This is a genomic window from Thermacetogenium phaeum DSM 12270 (genome assembly GCF_000305935.1).
In the GTDB taxonomy this organism is placed as follows: domain Bacteria; phylum Bacillota; class DSM-12270; order Thermacetogeniales; family Thermacetogeniaceae; genus Thermacetogenium; species Thermacetogenium phaeum.
In genome coordinates, this window is the sequence record NC_018870.1 from 1,155,893 (window position 1) to 1,175,376 (window position 19,484).

The window sequence follows — 19,484 nt, forward strand, 5'->3', positions numbered from 1 at the left end:
AAAGCTGCTTAACCAAATATCTTCCTATCCCCTTGAATAAGATCAAACAGAATTAAAATTTTTAACGATCTCTTCTGGGGGTGTGGAAGTGTTTGTTTTTTTCTGGGGAAAAAAAGAGGCTGCTTTCTTGGCCGGAGCAGTTTTTTTGCTGATCCTCATTTTATCTACCGCATCTTATTCGGCAGAGATGGTATTCAGAAACCAGATTCCTGTTTACCAGGGTGATCCCGGGAAAAAAAGAGTTGCCTTTACTGTTAATGTAGATTGGGGCGAAGAGTATATTCCGAAGATGCTGGATCTTTTTGAAGATAACGGGATTAAGGCAACCTTTTTTTTAAGTGGGAGATGGGCAGAGGAGCATCCACAACTGGTGCGGGCCATCGCACAGGGCGGGCATGAGATCGGAAATCACGGCTTTTCCCACTTTCATGTCAATGAGCTCAGCCTTTCTGAGAACATAGAAGAAATCAGAAAGACACAGGGGGTTATCTCCAGGCTTGCCCAAAAGAAAACAAGGTACTACGCCCCTCCTTACGGCGAATTCAATGAGGTCGTTCTGGAGGCAGCGGCGAAGACAAGGCATAAGGTTATCCTTTGGACGATAGATACGATCGATTGGGAAAAACCGCCCCCGGAGACCATTGTTTCTCGTGTTCTTTCCAATGTTCATAATGGAGCCATTATCCTGATGCATCCCACAGCGCCCACCCTCCAAGCATTGTCGGAGATCTGCAAGGGGCTTGAAGAGCAGGGTTATCAAATCGCGCCTTTGGAAAAACTAATATCTGATTGACCGGGCCACAGGGCTGCCCAAAAGCCAGGAAGGATCCGAGTTGCAGTCAGGGGGGACAAACCTCAATGACAGGTTGCCTATGCAGGATTGTATTGAGCATTATGATGGTTATCCTGGGGATTGCTGCAACTTGTGCTGCGGCAGAGGCCGGGGAGGAATCGTTAACTCTTTCAGCTCGCGCTGCTGTTCTGATCGACGGCCACACCGGTCTGGTTCTGTACGGCTATAACGCTACCCGTCCGCTTCCCCCGGCCAGCACGACCAAGGTTTTGACTGGAATCCTGGGGCTGGAATTGGGCTCAATCAGTGAACCAGTCCATGTGGACTCCCGTTCCGCAGGGATTGAGGGCACCACCATCTACCTGCAGGGAGGCGACGTTTATAGGCTCTGTGACCTGATAAAGGGGGCTTTGATCAGTTCCGGAAATGACTCGGCCTCCGCCATTGCAATTCACTTAGCCGGAGACGAGAAAAAGTTCTCGGCTCTGATGAATTATAAAGCCCAAACCCTTGGCTGCCTGGCGAGTCGGTTTGGCAACCCGCACGGCCTTCCGCAAATGGGACACCTGACAACATCCTACGATCTGGCCGTGATTACCCGCTACTCCATGCAGAACGGCCTCTTCCGCAGCATCGTCGGCACCAGAAGCGGGCGGATCCGGGAACGGTCGAAAGGAGAAGTCATGCCTTTGTATAACACAAACAGGCTCCTCGGCCACGAGGAAATGGGATGGAGGATCACCGGAGTCAAAACAGGCACGACCTCCGAGGCAGGGCAATGCCTTATCGCAGCGGCGGAAAAGAATGATCAGATACTTATCAGTGTGGTGCTGGGGAGCAGCGATCGCTATGCCGACACACTGCGTGTCCTGGAATACGGAATTAAAAACTGCCACCTGGTTCTTGTGCGCCGCCGGGAACCGTTGAGGGATGTGCCGGTGTGGCGTGGTTCCCGAATGACGGTTGCTGTAGCTCCGGAAAAGGACATTTCTCTCCTAATACCACCGCGACTGTTGCCTTTTCTTGAGAAGAGGATTTATCTCGAGCCATACCTGAAGGCTCCCTGCGCCAGAGGGAGGAAAGTAGGCAGAATGGAGATCCTGCTGGGGAACAAGGTGCTCTTTCAGACCGATCTGGTCACTCTAAACAATGTGCCCAGAGGTTAATTGCTTATAAAGCTATAAAGCTAGGTACCCCTCGACACTAGCTTTATTTTTTTATTAATATTTTAGAGTAAACGTCAAATCTCTTTAGGAGGCCGTTTCATGTACCATAAAGATGTGTTGCCTAACGGGGTTACCATTGTCAGTGAGGAAATGCCAGGAGTTCAATCCGTTGCCATTGGTTTCTGGGTGAGAACCGGATCCCGTTTCGAAAAGCCTGAGGAGATGGGGATTTCTCACCTTATCGAACATCTTCTTTTTAAAGGCACGAAAAAGCGCACTGCCAAAGAGATCGCCGAATCTATAGAATCGGTTGGCGGCCAGCTCAATGCCTTCACCAGCAAGGAATATACCTGCTACTATGCCCGTGTTTTGAGTGAATACCTTCCTCTGGCCATCGATGTCCTCACCGATATGCTGTTTTCTTCTTTGTTCAAGGAAGAGGATTTAGAGCGGGAAAAGAAGGTGATCGAAGAAGAAATCAGAATGTATGAGGACACTCCAGATGAGATCGTTCATGATCTGTTCTCTCAAACGATCTGGGGAGGTCATCCCTTAGGGAGGCCGGTTATCGGGACACGGGATTCCCTTGCCGGGATCACAAGAGAGGATATCATTAGTTATTACCAGCGACATTATTGTTCCTCTAATCTGGTAGTCGCTCTTGCCGGGCGGGTAGAACACGGAAAGGCGCTTTCCCTGTTGGAGCCGTTACTTGCAACCCTACCGGGAAAAGGTTGTGAAAATGAACTCAATCCTCCCAGCGCAAATGCCGCCTTCAAGAATATCTACCGCGATCTGGAACAGGTACAGATCTGTCTGGGTGTACCGGGCGTATCGATGCACGATCCTCAGATTTACACATTACAGGTCCTGAACAGCATCCTCGGGGGAGGTGCAAGCTCGCGCCTGTTCCAGCGCATCCGTGAGGAGCGCGCACTGGTGTATTCTATTTACAGTTATTACCTCTCCTATATGGACAGCGGGCTCTTTACTATCTACGCCGGCACCAATCCCTCTAACTGCCAGGAGGTGCTGGATTTGTCGTGGGAGGAGATTGAAAAGATTTTAGAGATAGGGGTAGATGAAGAGGAGCTGGAACGCGCCAAAAAGCAGATTAGAGGAAGCCTGTTGATGGCCTCGGAGAGCGTTCTTCACCGCATGCACCGTTTAGGCAAATCAGAGCTTATCTATAGGCGCTTTATTACCAGCGATGATATCATTCGAAGGATTGCTGCTGTTAGCAGGACGGACGTCCAGTACCTGGCAAGGCAGCTGTTTAATCCGGATCTCTTAACTGTGACCATCCTGGGCCCCCTTGAGGATGGAGAGATTTCTTACCCCCGTTTGCTCTTAAAAACATAATAAGATGTCCGCAAACATAAACTCAAAGAAAAAAGGAACGGGGGGAGGCGTTTTGAGGCTTAGTGAACTGGCGGGTAAAGAGATAATCAATATCTTTGACGGAGTGCGCCTTGGGCCGGTTGGGGATTCCGACTTGGTAATCGACCCGGAGAGCGGTGAAGTGTTATCAGTGGTTTTGCCTCAGCGCTCAGGTTTCTTAAGCTTTTGGCTGGAGCGAAGAGAAGTGATAATTCCCTGGTCTACCGTTAAAAAGGTTGGCAGCGAGGTGATTATCGTCGATCTCGATCGAACCTATTCTTTGTATGAAAAAACTGTATAGACAGCGCTTTTTTCCTGCTCCATAATTAGGCATCTCTTAACTTTGAAATCTTTGAAGTTTAAAAATTGCATTGCCTTTGTTGACATTAAGTGACATAGATAAGAGAATATAGGCAAGATTATTTATTACACAACATTCAAAGGAGTGGAGCGGGGTCAAGGTGGATAAGGAGATAAGCGTTGTCATCACCGGAGTCGCAGGTAAGATGGGGAGAGAGACGGCAAAGGCTGTTTTGGCCGAGGCCCCCGCGTTGAAACTTGTCGGGGCGGTTGATCCCAGGGCGGACGGTAAAGACCTTGGAGACTACCTGGGTTTGGCGGAAGGGCGAGGAATTATCATCGGAGGTGATTTAAACCGGCTGTTGCAGGGGGTGAAAGCAGATGTGCTTGTGGATTTTACCAACCCCCAGGCAGTTTTAAGTAATGCCAAAACAGCATTGGAATATGGTGTTGCACCGGTGATCGGAACCACCGGCCTGGATGAGGTGGATATTGCCGAACTCCGGGAAATCTCCGAACGGGTAGGGGTTGCCGTTCTGATCGTACCCAATTTTGCGCTGGGAGCGGTGCTGATGATGGAGTTTGCCCGGCGTGCCGCCCAGTACTTTCGGCATGTAGAGATCATTGAAATGCATCATGACCAGAAAATAGACGCTCCTTCCGGTACCGCTATCAAGACGGCGCAGATGATAGCTGGGGAGAGGGGCTCTTTCAAGCAGGGACACCCGGAAGAGTACGAGAAGGTGCCTGGCGCCAGGGGGGGCGAATTTGAGGGGCTCAGAATTCACAGTGTCCGTTTGCCGGGGCTGGTAGCTCACCAACAGGTGATCTTCGGAGGCCCCGGCCAGATCCTGTCGATCAGGCACGATTCTCTACACAGAGAATCCTTTATGCCCGGTGTGATTATGGCCATCCGCAAGGTCAGGGACCTGAGAGGAGTCGTGATAGGCCTGGAGAAGATCCTGGACTAGGAGATGAGAGCACCTTCTCCTTTTTTCCCTCATATACTGTTACAGCCAGCCATCGAGGGAGAAGAGGGGAATCGTAATGGGCTTGGATTTAAGGGGTATCAAGATTGCGATTATCGGGGGGGATAAACGCCATATCTATCTGATGCCCGAACTTATCAAGCTGGGTGCAACCGTTACCGCAGTTGGATTTCTCCCCTGTCCTGAATTGGAGCAGGTCCGTCTGGTGGAGAAAGTCGAATCCGCGCTCCAGGATGCTCAGGTCCTGATATTCCCCATGCAGGGAACGGATCAGGCGGGCAACATAAGGACCTATGACCAGGATGTCAAGCTGTGCTTTACACCGGCAATGGCAGCAGCCATACCTCACGGGGCGCTGGTGATCATCGGTTCTGCCAGGGATTTTATCAAAGAATGGGCAACAAAATACTGCTGGAAACTGCTAGAAATAGCTGAAATGGATACCATCGCCATTCTCAATGCCATCCCTTCTGCTGAAGGTGCCATCCAACTGGCAATGGAAAAGCTGCCGATCACCATCCATGGCAGCAATTCATTTGTTCTCGGCTTTGGGAGGTTGGGAAAGACCCTTGCCCGGATGCTCAGAGGTATTGGCGCCAACACAACTGTGGTTGCCCGGAAGCGTGCTGATCTTGCCCGCATTTTTGAAATCGGCTATCGCCCGGTGCACTGCAGCCAGCTGCACCAGGTGATCGCGGAAGCCGATGTTATTTTTAATTCTGTGCCTGCCCTGATTCTGGATGAGAAAATGCTTTCTTTAATGAGAAAGGATACCCTGATCATCGATCTTGCCGCTTCACCGGGAGGCACGGATTTCGGAGCAGCAAAAAAACTGGGAATTAACGCCGTTCTGGCCCCTGGTTTGCCGGGGATCGCTGCTCCGAAAACAAGCGGCAGAATTCTCGCCCAGGTCATTCCCCAACTTATTCTCAGAGAAATCCCCCAGGACTACTTTTAGGAGAATAGGTGACGGGAGGTGTCTGGGATGCATCTTCAGGGAGTTAAGGTCGGTTTTGTTGTCACAGGTTCTCACTGTACGCTTAATAAGATCATGAAGGAAGTCGAAAGACTGATTTCCGAGGGAGCGAATGTTTTTCCCGTAGTTTCTTACTCGGTAAGTACGGCTGATACCAGATTCGGGAAGGCGGCAGACTGGTGTGCCCAGCTGGAACAGATAACGAAGAACAAAATAATTAAAACTGTTGTTGATGCTGAACCCATTGGTCCCGGAAAGCTTTTTGATGTTCTTGTAGTTGCCCCCTGTACGGGGAACACTCTGGCCAAGTTGGCCAACGGAATTACCGATACGCCGGCTTTGATGGCCGTTAAGGCACACCTGCGCAATCAGCGCCCTGTAGTAATTGCCATTTCTACAAATGACGGGTTGGGCTTGAATGCAAGGAATATCGCTACTCTTTTTATTACCAAGAATATTTATCTGGTGCCCTTCGGCCAGGACAATCCGGTAGAAAAAGCGAATTCCCTTGTTGCCCGGATGGATAAAATAGTGGATACGGTAATTTATGCCCTCGAAGGGAAGCAGATTCAGCCCGTTCTGCTGCAGTACTGATATAAATGGGGACGGCTGCAAGAGGATCTGACGGATTTTTGTCAAATTTATTTTCTAGATGAACCAGTGATTGTAGGAGGTTTATGTCGATGTCCGGAGGTTTTCGCGTTGCCATCGTAGGTGCGACAGGAGCAGTAGGCCAGGAGATCATGAAGATTCTGCTAGAAAGGAAATTTCCTATTGCCGATTTGAAGCTGCTGGCTAGCGCCCGTTCCGAGGGGAAGAAGTTAAAGTTCGGCGACGAGGAACTGACGGTTTCCGAAGCCAAGCCTAGTTCTTTTTCAGGGGTGGAAATCGCCTTTTTCGCCGGGGGTGCGGTTAGCAAGGAACTTGTTCCGGAAGCGGTAGCACGGGGTGCTGTGGCTATCGACAACAGCAGCACCTTTAGGCTGGAACCGGAGGTGCCCCTTGTTGTACCTGAGGTCAATCCCGAAGACTTGGAAAAGCACCGGGGAATAATTTCCAATCCCAACTGCTCGACTATCATCTTTGTTGTTGCGTTGAAGCCCCTTCATGACGCTGCCCGGGTGAAGAGAGCGGTGGTTACCACCATGCAGGCCGTTTCCGGGGCTGGGAAAGAGGCAATTGACGAGCTGCTTGTGCAAACCAGGCAGGTGCTTGCCGGTGAATCAGCGGTCCCGCGGGTGTTTCCCCACCAGATCGCTTTCAACCTCATTCCACATATCGATGTTTTTTTCGAGAACGGCTATTCCCGGGAAGAGATGAAATTGCTGTTAGAGACCCGGAAAATCCTTCATGACGAGGAAATCCGAATAACTGCGACAACGGTTCGAGTACCGGTTTTGCGCAGCCATTCTGAGTCTGTCAATATAGAGACTGAGAGGAAGTTAACCTCTGAAGAAGCGCGAGTAATATTAAAAGAGGCTCCAGGGATTGTAGTCCAGGATGACGTTGATAACTGTCAGTACCCGATGCCGCTGTTCACGTCAGACCGCGATGAGGTTTATGTAGGCAGGATCCGGGACGATATTTCCCACGAGAAAGCGCTCAATTTCTGGATTGTTGCCGATCAGTTGCGCAAAGGGGCGGCCACAAATGCCGTCCAGATTGCTGAAGCTCTCAGCAAGCGGAACCTCCTGTGATCCATATTCTTTGAAGGGGTGACAAGGATGAAGGGTTTTGGCCGTGTTTTAACTGCTATGGTTACGCCGATGACCGAGAGCGGTGATGTCGCTTACGAAGAGGCCTCCAGGCTGGCACAGCATCTTGTGGAAACGGGTTCCGATGGTATTGTTGTAGCCGGCACAACCGGTGAATCCCCTGTGCTCACATTTGAGGAGAAGCGCCGTTTATTTGCCGTCGTCAGAGAAGCGGTAGGTGAGCGGGCAGCTGTTGTTGCGGGGACGGGTTCCAACAATACGGCAGCAGCAATTGAACTCACAAAAGAAGCGGAGAAGTTGGGCTGCGACGGTGTCATGCTGGTTACCCCGTATTATAACAAGCCGAGCCAGGAGGGCTTGTATCAGCATTTTCGGGCTATTGCCCGGGAAACGAAACTTCCGATCCTTCTCTATAACGTACCCGGGCGAACATCTGTCAACCTGCTACCCGCAACAGTTGCCAGGCTCGCTGAGATTGAAAATATCGTAGCCGTCAAAGAAGCGAGCGGAAACATGGACCAGGTTGCCGAAATCAGACGGCGGACACCTGCCGATTTCCTGATTTACAGCGGGGATGATGCGTTGACGCTGCCTATCCTGGCGGTAGGCGGACATGGAATTGTCAGTGTGGCCTCCCACGTAGCAGGTAAGATGATTAAAGAGATGGTGAATTCTTATCTGGCCGGCGATGTGGTTAAGGCCGGTGAACTGCATTTAAAGCTCTTCCCTCTATTTAAGGTACTTTTTATTACAACTAACCCTGTGCCCGTCAAAAAGGCCTTGGAACTCATCGGAATCAAGGCAGGTCCCCCGCGGCTTCCCCTTGTTAGGGCAACGGAACAGGAGACCGCTGCTATTGCCGAGGAGCTTCGGAAACTGGCACTCTTAAAGTGAACCGGTGATTGATCGATTGCCTCCTTGCTTTTTTCGAAGCCTCTCATTATAATATTAAGGAGAAAGGGAATGGCTGATTTGTGCAAATGCAACCTACCTTTCGGAAGCGCTAAGAGGTAGGTTTTTTATTTTACTTCGGGACTACTTTGTTGGACAAGGAGGTGAAACATGAAGGGAAAGAGGTCTCTGAAAATAATACCGCTCGGTGGTCTGGGGGAGATCGGCAAGAATATACTTGCCCTGAGATACCAGCATGATCTGATCGTCATAGACGGCGGGTTGATGTTCCCAGAAGATGAAATGCTGGGCATCGACCTAGTGATTCCCGATATCTCCTACTTGATTGAGAACAGGGAGCACATCAGAGGGATTGTGCTGACCCACGGACATGAGGACCACATCGGGGCACTTCCTTATATCTTGCGGGAAATCAACGCTCCCGTCTACGGAACCAGGTTAACGCTGGGGCTGGTTGACGCCAAGCTGAGAGAGAGCAATTTTACGGGCAAGGTCAAGACATGCTGCGTCAGCGCCGGGGAATCCATACAGCTGGGTGCATTTCAGGTCCAGTTTATCCGCGTCAGCCACAGCATCGCCGACGCCGTCGCCCTGGGGATTAAAACCCCGGTAGGGACCGTGGTTCATACCGGTGATTTCAAGTTCGACCAGACACCGGTAAACAACCAGCCTACCGACTACCACAAGTTCGCCGAATTAGGCAAAGAGGGCGTTCTTGTCCTGCTTTCGGACAGCACCAATGCGGAGCGGCCGGGGTTTACCTTTTCGGAGCGCGTGGTCGGGGAGACCTTCGATGAAACCTTCCGCAACGCCAAGGAGCGGATTATCATTGCCAGCTTTGCCTCGAATATTCACCGTATCCAGCAGGCGATCACGACGGCAGCCCGCTATAAGAGAAAAGTGGCCGTTGTGGGAAGGAGCATGGTCAATGTGGTGAATATTGCCAGGGAACTGGGTTACCTTGATATACCGCCGGAAACGCTGATCGACCTTGAAGACATCCAGCATCTTCCTAAGAACAGGGTGGTTATCCTGACTACCGGTAGCCAGGGAGAGCCTATGTCTGCACTCACCAGGATGGCCATGTGTGATCACAGAAAGGTCGAAATAATAACCGGAGATACGGTTATTATTTCGGCAAATCCGATTCCCGGAAACGAAAAGATGGTGCACAGGACTATCGATCACCTTTTCAAACAGGGAGCGGAGGTGATCTACGAGTCCGTTTCCGGTGTCCATGTATCCGGCCATGCAAGCCAGGAAGAGCTAAAACTGATGCTTAATCTGGTCAGGCCGAAATTCTTTATACCAGTCCACGGTGAGTACCGGCAGTTAATCAAGCACGCCCAGCTGGCCCGGGATGTCGGGATACCCCCGGAGAACATTTTTGTCGCAGAAAACGGGCAGGTGCTGGAATTCACACCGGAGCGCGGGGTTGTTACAGGGAGAGTAACCGCCGGGAGGGTATTGGTTGACGGCCTCGGTGTGGGTGATGTAGGAAACATCGTTCTTCGCGACCGCAAGCAGCTTTCCCGAGATGGGCTTTTCATTGTCGTAATCACTATCGATCGGGAGAGCGGTGAGGTGGTTGCGGGGCCGGATATCGTTTCCCGGGGTTTCGTCTATGTGCGTGAGTCCGAGGAGCTGATTGAAGAAGCGAAGGATAAAGTGCGGTCTATTCTGAGAGATTGTGAGCTTCGGCAAAGTACGGATTGGCCGGCAATCAAATCCTATGTCAGAGAAACGGTTGGTAAGTTTCTCTACGAGCGAACCAGAAGAAGGCCGATGATTCTGCCCATAATCGTTGATGTTTGAATGATGCAAAAGAGGGCCGAGCAGGCTCTCTTTTGCATTTTTCGTGCGCCCGGCATGGGCGTTAACTTGGTGGTGAAAGTCCACTGCAGGCGAGGCAGCACGAGTCTGCTAGCCAAAGGCAAGGGTGTCCATCGCGAGGTGGAATCCGAAGGAAGCTGGCGGCAAAACCACGGCCCGATGAACAAGAACCCCATAAGAGGCTAAGCCGTTCGGAGGAGCTGGCGAAACACAGCGAAATCCCAGGCTGCCAAAGGACGGCGGGGTATATGGGGCGGGCGCGGGGTGAAGGTTAACGCTCTTACCCGGGGAGGCCTGCCGGATAAGCCAGGTAGAGCTGGTAACCCGTGTCGAAAGGCGCGGCTGAACCGGCAGGAGTCAGCAGAGGGCATAGTACCCTGGGGGACATGAACTCAGGGGGAAGGCCCGAACATCAAGACGGAGGTGAGACCGATGCGTTCGCGAGAAGGTCGAAGACTCTAGATTTCCCCGAGAGGGGCCTGCCCGCGGGAGGAAGTGGTGAAGCCACGGGGGACCGCGGGAGGGCCGAGACCTTCTCCGGCACAAAGCGGAGCGGCACCTCGCGGAGGACAAGGTAGCGGCCTGAACGCTATTCTTATCTTCGTCAAGCTTGGTGAACCGCCGGATGCGGGCCCGCATGTCCGGTGGTGTGAGAGGACGGGGGCTAGCCGCCCCCTCCTACTCGATTTCTGTTTGATTTAAGGTGACTCAAAAGTTGCTTTTTTAAGTGGCCAAATTAAAAAAGCAGGAGGGGTTAGGGGCGATAGGATATGATGATCTGTTGCCCCGGCTGGAATTCCGGTTTGAGATAAACGGCGGGATCGGTGCTTCGGATCTGAACGATCTTTCCCAGGCCGGAACCGACCGGCTGTACCACCAGCGTAACTCCGGAGACAACGACCTCCTGGTATGGCACTGCGCCATCCTTTTCTGCAAAAACCAGTTCCAAAGGCAAGGGTGTGTATAAGATCAATGGAGAACACCTTTCTTTTTCTTGTCTTCTTCTATCAGTTCCTGAAGTTTCTTAACGGCATCCCCGAGGCCTCCGACGGCGTCGATCAATCCGACTTCCACCGCATCCTTGCCGACGAGAACGGTACCGATATCCCGTGCCAGCTCCCCTGTCTGAAACATCAATTCGCGAAACTTTTTCTCTGAGATCCGGGAGTGTTTCTCCACAAAGCGCACCACTCGATCCTGCATCTTGTCCAGGTACTCATATGTCTGCGGAACCCCAATGACCAGGCCGGACAGCCTGATGGGGTGAATGGTCATTGTGGCCGTCTCTGCAATAAAGGAATAGCGGGCGCTTACCGCGATGGGAACCCCGATGGAGTGCCCGCCTCCCAGCACCAGGGAGACGGTTGGTTTGGTCATGCTCACGATCATTTCGGCGATTGCCAGACCTGCCTCCACATCCCCTCCTACCGTATTCAAGATGATAAACAACCCTTCAACCTCCGGATTTTGTTCTACGGCGACAAGCTGGGGGATGATGTGTTCGTATTTCGTTGTCTTGTTTTGGGGCGGAAGAATTAAATGCCCCTCGATCTGTCCAATAACAGGGAGGCAGTGGATGTTGGATTTTAACGCCGGAACGTCCATTTGCCCGAATTCTTTGATGGTATCGATTTTTCTGACCCCTTGCGTCGTTCTTTTTTGTTTTGAGGGGTTGGGGGTTGTCAGTTGCTCTTTTTCCTGCATAACAGCATCCTTTCACCAGGTTTGTTCCCAGTGTTATTATGTTCTATAGGGTTAAAATAATGCGGTTTCCCTTCCAGATAAGAAGTGTTATAATTTGGGAAGAAGGAAAGGGGAACGTGGGGTGAGAGATTGGCGGCTAAAAAAAGCAAAAACAGGCTCCAGAATAATCTGAAGTACGAAATACTCGGAGTATTCCTTTTTGCTCTGGCTTTTTTTTTACTTGTCAGTATCTTCACCTCAACGGGGCTCATCGGCGCCTATTTACTGCAGTTATTAACTATAGTAACAGGTGAAAAAGGTTGTTATCTGGCGTCCAGTGTGCTTTTCTACTTTGCTTGGGCGTGTTGGCGGCATCGAAAACCGGTGATAGGAGAGTCTCGCAGTAAAGGGGTTCTCTTGTTGCTGGCGCTATCTTTGACTGTCCTCCATTTGGCTATCATACCGGCGGAGACACCGCGCCGGATGGTTGTTTCTTCTCTATGGGACGCCGGGCTGCAGGGGCAGGGAGGCGGAGTGCTCGGTGCACTTTTCAGCATGTCATTATACTACCTCCTGGCGCGACCCGGAACGGTTATTCTCATTATTGCTCTGGGGATAATAGATATCACCCTCTTGACCGGGATACCATCCAGCAGAATCTTTCAAAAGCTGGGTGCCGTGATGGTGAAGGCTGGTCAGAGATTAAAACTAAAACTAGAGCAATTTCTCTTTATCGAAGAGGAAGAAGAGGATGTGCCCTCTATACGGACAAAAAGAGAGAGGACACAAAGAGAGGGTGAGGGGGATGGGAAAAGAAATGGACTCCCGGTTATTATCGATAGCAGTGAGAGCGGCGTTCCACCTTTAGTCACCGAGGAGAGCGAGGCTAAGGAAGCCAAGAGAGAGAAAGATGTCGGCACCGGCACTTCTGCTCCGCAGGTGGGAGAAAGTAACCGAGAAAATTATACTCTCCCTCCGCTTACACTTTTGAGAAAGCCGATCAAGGTCAAAAGCAGCAGGTTGAATAAAGATCTTATTGAAAATGTGCGGATTCTTGAGGAGACATTGGATAATTTTGGCATCAAGGTTTGTGTCAACGAAGTGCACAGGGGGCCTGCCATCACTCGCTACGAGGTTCAGCCTGCTCCTGGTGTCAAGGTGAGCAGGATTGTACGGCTTGCAGATGATATTGCCCTCAGCCTGGCTGCTCCCGACGTCCGCATTGAGGCGCCGATTCCTGGAAAATCTGCTTTGGGGATAGAGGTTCCCAATAAAGAGGTATCGACTGTCTATCTCAGGGAGATTCTTGAGACGCCTGAATTTCAGGATGCAGCATCCAAGCTGACCTTTGCCCTCGGCAAAGACATCGCCGGCAACCCCATAGTTGCCGATCTGATGAAGATGCCCCATCTTCTTATCGCAGGAGCGACCGGTTCCGGGAAGAGTGTCTGTCTTAACGCCATTATTTGTAGTTTGGTTTTCAAGGCAGCCCCCAGTGAGGTTAAGTTTCTTTTGATTGATCCGAAAATGGTCGAGTTGATTACATACAACGGGATACCACACCTGTTGGCCCCGGTTGTTACCGATCCGAAAAAGGCTGCTGGGGCACTAAAATGGGTGGTCTCGGAGATGGTAAATCGCTACGAGACCTTTTCTTCTCTCGGCGTGCGTGATATCAACAGATATAATAAACTGCTCTCTTCTCGGGATCCTCGGCAGCATCAGCCCCTGCCCTATATTGTGGTCATCATCGACGAACTTTCAGACTTGATGATGGTTTCACCTGTGGATGTAGAGGATGCCATTTGCCGCCTTGCCCAAATGGCTCGCGCCGCCGGTATCCATCTGGTGATCGCTACCCAGCGGCCCTCTGTAGACGTCATCACCGGGGTGATTAAGGCAAATATCCCTTCCCGGATCTCCTTTGCCGTTTCTTCTCAGATCGACTCTCGAACCATCCTCGATCTGAATGGTGCCGAAAAATTGCTCGGCAGGGGTGATATGCTTTTTATGCCGGTTGGCGCGATCAAGCCTATTCGCATTCAGGGAGCTCTGGTAACGGAGAAGGAGGTTGAAGATGTCGTTGCTTATCTGGTAAAACACGGTGAACCGGTGTACCTTTCCGAGTTTCCCTCCCCTGATGAGGAAGACGCCGATAAAGAAGTCGAATACGGGGACAGCCTTGTCCCCGAAGCCGCAAAAGTTGTTATCGATGCCGGGCATGCCTCCGTTTCCCTGTTGCAGCGCCGGCTGCGAATCGGTTATTCCAGGGCCGCCCGACTGATGGACATTCTCGAGGCCAAAGGTGTTGTTGGCCCCTATGAAGGGGCCAAACCGCGAGAGGTATTGATGACTGTGGAACAGTATCACAGGTACTTTGGGAGATAAAGGCTGTTGTAAAGACTACTGCTGTTCGTTTATGATATTAGTGAATCCGAATTCCGTCAACTACTTGCACTGTTGAGGCAAGTGGGGGCTGCCCATGAGACACCTGACCAAACGGGAAAAGGAAATTCTTGCCTGTTTGAAAGAGGATCCGCTGGTTTCCCAGGATGAACTGGCGGCAAAGATGAAGATCTCGCGATCGGCAGCAGCAGTGCACATATCAAACCTGATGCGCAAAGGATACATATTGGGGAGAGGTTACATTCTTCAAGAACGGTCCGGTGTTTTGATAGTGGGAAAGTCCTGGCTGGAGATCGCCGCTTATGTTAACAGCCGGGAAATCAGCATTTCTTGCGGTGGGTTGGGTTGCGAGATGGCAGCTGAGCTGGCCGGTTACAATATTGCACCAATTCTTATAACAGTTTTGGGGCAGGATGAGAGCGGTGATCAGATTTACAACTATCTTTTAAAAAAGGGTGTCGAGCTGCGGCATGTTATCCGCAGCGGAGATTGTTCTACCGCTAAACGCCTCCATGTTTTTGACGGCGAAAACGTTCTTTATCATCTTGAAGATATGAGGATTACGCAAACCCTCGGCGAAAAAGAGCTTGCTGCCTGCGGTGAGATCATCAAGACGGCGAAGGTGCTCCTCATTGATGCCTCCCTGTCGTCCGCGGAAATCAAATATCTGTTAAAACTGGCTAAATCTTACGATATCTTAACCACCTTTGTTGGAGGTTCCTTGGACTGGTGTCTGCGACAGGATTTTTGCAGCTATCCGCAGGTTTTTCTTGTCTGCTGGAATCATGAGCTCCCCGGTTTTTCCGGAGAGGATCCGGAAAGCTGTTTTCCCGTCTGCCGGGAAATTGTGGGCAGGGGATTGGCTGCGCTTATTGTTATTTTTGACGAGCAGGGAGTGGTTCTGGCCACCCCTCAAGAGGCCGTATATCTTCCTTTTTCTCCCCTGCAAGGGATGAGTTCTGCTTTGAGCATCAGCGCTGGGATAGCAGTAGGTCTGGCGGCAGGTCATGGTTTTCGTTTTGCAGTAAGGCGAGCTTTGGGAAGGACGCAGGCAACTGATGCCTGTGAGAAATAATTAAAGAGGTGGTTTTTTGAAGCCCGGCGAAATTTTAAGAGCGGAGCGAGAAAAACAGGGGCTTTCCCTTCCTGAAGTGGAAGCGGCGACGAAGATCCGGGTCAAGTACCTGGAGGCCCTGGAGAACGATGATTATCAGGAGATACCAGGTGAGATTTATCGGGTCGGATTTCTGCGTAATTATGCCCGTTATCTGGGGCTTGACTCCGATGCCCTGGTAGAATCTTATAAATCCCTAAGCGGCGATCAGGTTGCGAGTGCAGCACCTCAACTCCAGACGGAACAGGTGAAGGAGCAAAAGAGAGAGGCAGTAGAAAAGCAACCTTTTGGGGCTCGCCGGTGGGGAAAAAGGCTGGGAATTGCCGCGGTGATCGCTGTTTTCGCTCTGATCGTCCTAGCCTTTGCTCACAGTGTGCTCCGAGAAAAGGAGGAGCCTGCACCCCCTCCCCCGGTTACGGAAGAAGAGGAAAAAGAAGAACCGGCGGATGAAATACAGGAAGAAGAAGTTGTATTGGATTTGGTGTGCAGGGAAGTATGCTGGGTCAGGGTTGTTGCCGACGGGGAGGAGAGTTTTTCCGGTAATCTTCAGCCAGGAGATAAAAAAACATTTAGGGCTAAGGAATCTATTAAAATCAGATTGGGCAATGCCGGTGGGGTAGACGTTATTTATAATGGAGAAAAGCAGCCTCCGGTAGGGGGGAGAGGTGAGGTTGTCGACAAGGAATTCACTCCACCGAGTAGAAAGGAATTACGGTAGGGGTTATCGATGAAACTGGTATCTATGATCAGCCTTGGTTGTCCCAAGAATCTTGTGGACAGCGAAACAATCCTCGGCGTACTGGCCGGTACTGGATATGTGATAACTTCTGCTCTCGATGAGGCGGAAATTGTTCTTGTCAACACCTGCGGTTTCATTAAACCGGCGGTTAGAGAGGCGCTGGAGACAATCAACCGCTGTATCCAGCTGAAAAAAAAAGGAAATTGCCGAATCCTGATCGTTTGCGGTTGTCTCACCGCCCGCTATGGTGCAGAGCGGTTGGCAAAATTGTTACCCGAGGTCGATGGGTGGCTTGGGGTTAATCCAGCGCCGTACATCCTTTCTTGTTTGGAGAGACTGCTCCAAAGGAAAGGAGCGGCGCAAGGGGGAACGGAACAAGGAGAATATCCAAGACTGCTTTCTACTCCTCCCTACACAGCTTACCTGAAGATCGCCGAAGGGTGCTCTCATGCCTGTTCATACTGCCTGATACCTCGTATCAGGGGGCCCCTTAAGAGCAGGGAACCGGAGTCCATTTTGCGTGAAGCTGCACAGCTGGTTGCCGGGGGGACCAAAGAGATAATTTTAGTCGCACAGGATACCGGGGCCTACGGCAGAGATCTCCCCGAACGGCCCTCCCTGGCAGGCCTGATCAGAGAAATCTGCAAACTCGACGGCCTTCACTGGGTTAGATTCCTTTATCTCAACCCCACCTCCTTGACTCCGGAGTTAATTGAGATCCTGAGCAATGAACCGAAAGTCTGTCGCTACCTGGATATCCCCATCCAGCACGTCAACCGGGATATTTTACGGAGCATGGGGAGGAAGGGGGATGCCCTGTCTTATTTACAAATGATAGGTCAATTGAGATCCGCTCTGCCAGGTGTTGTCCTGCGTACCACTCTCATCACAGGATATCCGGGGGAGGACCGGAAAGCATTCCGGGAACTCCTCGATTTTGTTGCTGCAGCCAGGTGGGACCGCTTGGGAGTTTTTCCCTATTACCACGAAGAGGGTACAAGGTCGTACAGACAAAAAGATGATATTTCTTACATCACCAAGCGCCGCAGGGCAAGAATGATCATGCGTTTGCAGCGCTGCATATCCCGCCGTAATAACGAGGGGCTGGTGGGGAGTACTCTCGAGGTCCTGATTGAGGGAAGGCTCGGTGACAACATCTGGTGGGGGCGCAGCTACCGGGAGGCTCCGGGAATCGACCCCCGCGTGATCGTGCGAGGGGAAAACCTGCGGCCGGGTATGTTTGTGACGGTGCGTATAACTGCTGCTGCTGCGTTTGATCTCATCGGCGTATCATTATAGTTCTGTTTCCAATGCTTTCATAAAGAGGGACGAGAGGAGGTATGGTATAATCTTTGTCATAGGTAACAGGGGAGGAGGAGAGTTTTGGGGCAGATTCGATTTACGACAGTGCTAACAGTTCTGATTATTACCCTCTGTATCCTGCTCGGCGGACACCATCTTTATGAAAGCCATTATGTTAAAAACAATCTGCAGAATGAGATCGGCCGGATAATAAAGGTGGAGGAGATCCGCATTGAAAAGCAAGAGGACCCTCCAGCGGTATATCTTCGCGCTCCGGAAATCGATAACCTGCGAGAGGCTTATTTAAATATAGAAAATGTGGTAGCAAAACGGTTAGGTGCCGGCTATAGAATCGTCCTGGTTGATAACAGGACCCCGGAGCTGGAAGGCCTGTATGAAAAATGTAGTTTTATCATCCAGGAGGCAATAGCAACCGGCAGATATCAGAATATGGAAAAAAAGATCGCAGAGCTGGCCAAAGCGGCTGGGGTGCACTATCGCCTGTTTATCGATTCTTCCGCTATTTACCTGGAACTGCGGGACGACCATGGTTATCTTTATGAGGTGATACCGCGCTATCCGAGGTGTGAGCAGCCCGAGAACTTTGAACAACCAGGTGGTGAAATTTTATGATCAAAGAGGTCTGTTTAGGAGCGTCGCTGGCCGTGTTGATATTTCTCGTACTGCTCGGATACAATGTTATTCCTTTACTGTTGATGGCAGGGTTGGGTTTTTTGCTGTACACTGTCATTGATAAAAGAGGTCTTTCCAGTGGCACCCATTTTTCAGAATGCGTGCAGCAGGTTAACTTCAGTTTTGATGATATCGGGGGACAGGCTCCGGCCAAACAGGAGCTGAAAGAAGCCCTTGACTTCGTTCTTCACACCAATAAGGTCAGGGAGCTCGGAATCCGTCCCTTGAAGGGCATTTTGTTGACGGGCCCTCCCGGCACAGGAAAAACACTTCTGGCCAAGGCGGCTGCCGCCTATACACACTCATTGTTCCTGGCTACTTCGGGGAGTGAGTTTATAGAGGTTTATGCCGGTGTGGGAGCGCAGCGGGTGAGACAGTTATTTAGAACGGCCAAAGAGCGAGCCCGCAGGGATAAGAAAGACGGAGCGATCATTTTTATCGATGAAATCGACGTTTTAGGGAGCCGGAGAGGAAGCCAGACGGGACATCTGGAATACGATCAGACTCTCAACCAACTGCTTGTGGAAATGGACGGGCTGAAGCAGGATGATCAGGTGCGGATTCTGGTGATCGGGGCTACCAATCGGGAGGACATGCTGGATCCCGCCTTGCTCAGACCGGGGCGCTTTGACCGGATTGTCCGTGTTGATCTTCCCGATAAAGAAGCCCGTTACCATATCCTTCAGATCTACTGCCGCAATAAGCCGCTGGCCGATGATGTTTCTTTAGAGAAAATAGCTCAAGAAAGCTTCGGCTTTTCCGGAGCCCATCTGGAGAGCGTAGCCAATGAAGCGGCGATCCTGGCCTTGCGAGACAATTCGCCGCTGATCCACCATAGACACTTCAAAGAAGCGGTTGACAAGGTGATGATGGGTGAAAAGATCGACCGCAAACCGAATGAGGATGAGCGTTACCGCATAGCCGTTCATGAGACGGGTCACGCTCTTATCAGCGAGCTGCTGAGGCCGCGCTCTGTCTCTCATCTGACAGTGACGACCCGCGGCAGGGCGTTGGGTTACATGAGGCAGGTACCGGAGGATGACATCTACCTGTATACGCTGGAATCTCTGGAGAAGCAGATTCAGATTTACCTGGCGGGAGCGGTCGCCGAAAAGATCCTGCTCGGTTCCCAGAGCACTGGTGCCAGCAACGATTTTCAACAGGCGGTGCAGGTAGCCCGTCAGATCATCAACTCCGGCCTCTCGCCGCTCGGTGTCATCTGCGAGGAGATCATTCCTAATGAGCGCTATCACCAGGTCTTGCAGGAGATCATCAAGCGGCAGGAGAATATTGTAGATGAATTGCTCCGAGCTCATATCCATTCTCTGAAGGAAATTGCGCGGGTTTTAATGGAACATGAATACCTGAGCGGCGACGCCTTGAGGGAAATACTTGAGGCAAACCGTCAGGGAAAAGACGGGGTTGTGCATTGAACCTGCTCCCCGTTTTACGGGGAAAAGGGTTTCCGGCCTGGGGGATACCC

At 51.2% G+C, this 19,484-nt stretch carries 18 protein-coding genes; 16 read left to right on the top strand and 2 right to left on the bottom strand.

The annotated features are described in order from the left end of the window. The first annotated feature begins 127 nt into the window (after positions 1–127). From TPH_RS05700 to TPH_RS05745, 10 genes are all read left to right on the top strand, one after another. The gene (locus TPH_RS05700; protein ID WP_015050241.1) at positions 128–793 is read left to right on the top strand and encodes a polysaccharide deacetylase family protein; all 666 of its coding nucleotides are present in this window, start codon (positions 128–130) and stop codon (positions 791–793) included. A 65-nt stretch (positions 794–858) separates the two neighbouring features. Next, the gene (locus TPH_RS05705; protein ID WP_015050242.1) at positions 859–1,959 is read left to right on the top strand and encodes a D-alanyl-D-alanine carboxypeptidase family protein; all 1,101 of its coding nucleotides are present in this window, start codon (positions 859–861) and stop codon (positions 1,957–1,959) included. Positions 1,960–2,058: 99 nt separating this feature from the next. Next, positions 2,059–3,321, top strand: coding sequence for a M16 family metallopeptidase (locus tag TPH_RS05710; RefSeq protein WP_015050243.1), 1,263 nt, complete (start codon positions 2,059–2,061; stop codon positions 3,319–3,321). Between the two features lie 52 nt (positions 3,322–3,373). Next, positions 3,374–3,640 carry a YlmC/YmxH family sporulation protein gene (locus tag TPH_RS05715; RefSeq protein WP_015050244.1) on the top strand — a complete coding sequence of 89 codons (267 nt, stop codon included), beginning with the start codon at positions 3,374–3,376 and terminating at the stop codon, positions 3,638–3,640. A 160-nt stretch (positions 3,641–3,800) separates the two neighbouring features. Next, a complete protein-coding gene (dapB, locus tag TPH_RS05720) occupies positions 3,801–4,610 on the top strand; it encodes a 4-hydroxy-tetrahydrodipicolinate reductase (protein WP_015050245.1) in 810 nt (269 codons plus the stop codon). 76 nt (positions 4,611–4,686) lie between these two features. Continuing rightward, entirely contained in the window at positions 4,687–5,586 is a 900-nt protein-coding gene (gene dpsA / locus TPH_RS05725; protein ID WP_015050246.1) for a dipicolinate synthase subunit DpsA, read from the top strand. Between the two features lie 27 nt (positions 5,587–5,613). Continuing rightward, positions 5,614–6,198 (top strand): dipicolinate synthase subunit B, encoded by a 585-nt coding sequence (locus TPH_RS05730; RefSeq protein WP_015050247.1) that lies wholly within the window; start codon positions 5,614–5,616, stop codon positions 6,196–6,198. A gap of 89 nt (positions 6,199–6,287) precedes the next feature. Further along, complete coding sequence (locus TPH_RS05735; protein WP_015050248.1) at positions 6,288–7,301, top strand: aspartate-semialdehyde dehydrogenase; 1,014 nt, start codon at positions 6,288–6,290, stop codon at positions 7,299–7,301. Between the two features lie 27 nt (positions 7,302–7,328). Further along, the gene (dapA, locus tag TPH_RS05740) at positions 7,329–8,213 is read left to right on the top strand and encodes a 4-hydroxy-tetrahydrodipicolinate synthase (protein WP_015050249.1); all 885 of its coding nucleotides are present in this window, start codon (positions 7,329–7,331) and stop codon (positions 8,211–8,213) included. Positions 8,214–8,381: 168 nt separating this feature from the next. Next, the gene (locus tag TPH_RS05745) at positions 8,382–10,046 is read left to right on the top strand and encodes a ribonuclease J (protein WP_015050250.1); all 1,665 of its coding nucleotides are present in this window, start codon (positions 8,382–8,384) and stop codon (positions 10,044–10,046) included. Between the two features lie 772 nt (positions 10,047–10,818). On the opposite strand, the gene TPH_RS05760 is transcribed toward TPH_RS05745, so the two are convergent. Further along, positions 10,819–11,037 (bottom strand): YlzJ-like family protein, encoded by a 219-nt coding sequence (locus TPH_RS05760; RefSeq protein WP_015050251.1) that lies wholly within the window; start codon positions 11,035–11,037, stop codon positions 10,819–10,821. Next, entirely contained in the window at positions 11,034–11,768 is a 735-nt protein-coding gene (locus TPH_RS05765) for a ClpP family protease (RefSeq protein ID WP_015050252.1), read from the bottom strand. The genes TPH_RS05760 and TPH_RS05765 overlap by 4 nt, the downstream gene beginning before the upstream one ends. A gap of 129 nt (positions 11,769–11,897) precedes the next feature. Between TPH_RS05765 and TPH_RS05770 the strand changes: the two genes are divergently transcribed. The 6 genes from TPH_RS05770 (at position 11,898) to TPH_RS05795 (ending at position 19,434) form a co-directional block, all read left to right on the top strand. After that, positions 11,898–14,135, top strand: coding sequence for a DNA translocase FtsK (locus tag TPH_RS05770; protein WP_015050253.1), 2,238 nt, complete (start codon positions 11,898–11,900; stop codon positions 14,133–14,135). 94 nt (positions 14,136–14,229) lie between these two features. Continuing rightward, positions 14,230–15,228, top strand: a complete 999-nt coding sequence (locus TPH_RS05775) for a PfkB family carbohydrate kinase (RefSeq protein WP_015050254.1) — start codon at positions 14,230–14,232, stop codon at positions 15,226–15,228. 16 nt (positions 15,229–15,244) lie between these two features. Next, the gene (locus TPH_RS05780; protein ID WP_015050255.1) at positions 15,245–15,985 is read left to right on the top strand and encodes a helix-turn-helix domain-containing protein; all 741 of its coding nucleotides are present in this window, start codon (positions 15,245–15,247) and stop codon (positions 15,983–15,985) included. A gap of 9 nt (positions 15,986–15,994) precedes the next feature. After that, positions 15,995–17,305 carry a 30S ribosomal protein S12 methylthiotransferase RimO gene (gene rimO / locus TPH_RS05785; RefSeq protein WP_015050256.1) on the top strand — a complete coding sequence of 437 codons (1,311 nt, stop codon included), beginning with the start codon at positions 15,995–15,997 and terminating at the stop codon, positions 17,303–17,305. Positions 17,306–17,389: 84 nt separating this feature from the next. Then, positions 17,390–17,941, top strand: coding sequence for a hypothetical protein (locus tag TPH_RS05790; RefSeq protein WP_015050257.1), 552 nt, complete (start codon positions 17,390–17,392; stop codon positions 17,939–17,941). After that, on the top strand, positions 17,938–19,434 hold the full coding sequence (locus tag TPH_RS05795) for an AAA family ATPase (RefSeq protein ID WP_015050258.1): 1,497 nt from the start codon (positions 17,938–17,940) through the stop codon (positions 19,432–19,434). Before TPH_RS05790 ends, TPH_RS05795 begins: the two co-directional genes overlap by 4 nt. Positions 19,435–19,484: the final 50 nt, after the last annotated feature.

Excerpts from the sequence above, each read along its gene's own strand:
- TPH_RS05705 (WP_015050242.1), top strand. The coding sequence starts at position 859 with ATGACAGGTTGCCTATGCAGGATTGTATTGAGCATTATGATGGTTATC.
- TPH_RS05710 (WP_015050243.1), top strand. The coding sequence starts at position 2,059 with ATGTACCATAAAGATGTGTTGCCTAACGGGGTTACCATTGTCAGTGAG.
- dpsA (WP_015050246.1), top strand. The coding sequence starts at position 4,687 with ATGGGCTTGGATTTAAGGGGTATCAAGATTGCGATTATCGGGGGGGAT.
- TPH_RS05730 (WP_015050247.1), top strand. The coding sequence starts at position 5,614 with ATGCATCTTCAGGGAGTTAAGGTCGGTTTTGTTGTCACAGGTTCTCAC.
- TPH_RS05735 (WP_015050248.1), top strand. The coding sequence starts at position 6,288 with ATGTCCGGAGGTTTTCGCGTTGCCATCGTAGGTGCGACAGGAGCAGTA.
- dapA (WP_015050249.1), top strand. The coding sequence starts at position 7,329 with ATGAAGGGTTTTGGCCGTGTTTTAACTGCTATGGTTACGCCGATGACC.
- TPH_RS05745 (WP_015050250.1), top strand. The coding sequence starts at position 8,382 with ATGAAGGGAAAGAGGTCTCTGAAAATAATACCGCTCGGTGGTCTGGGG.
- TPH_RS05765 (WP_015050252.1), bottom strand. The coding sequence starts at position 11,768 with ATGCAGGAAAAAGAGCAACTGACAACCCCCAACCCCTCAAAACAAAAA.
- TPH_RS05775 (WP_015050254.1), top strand. The coding sequence starts at position 14,230 with ATGAGACACCTGACCAAACGGGAAAAGGAAATTCTTGCCTGTTTGAAA.
- rimO (WP_015050256.1), top strand. The coding sequence starts at position 15,995 with ATGAAACTGGTATCTATGATCAGCCTTGGTTGTCCCAAGAATCTTGTG.
- TPH_RS05795 (WP_015050258.1), top strand. The coding sequence starts at position 17,938 with ATGATCAAAGAGGTCTGTTTAGGAGCGTCGCTGGCCGTGTTGATATTT.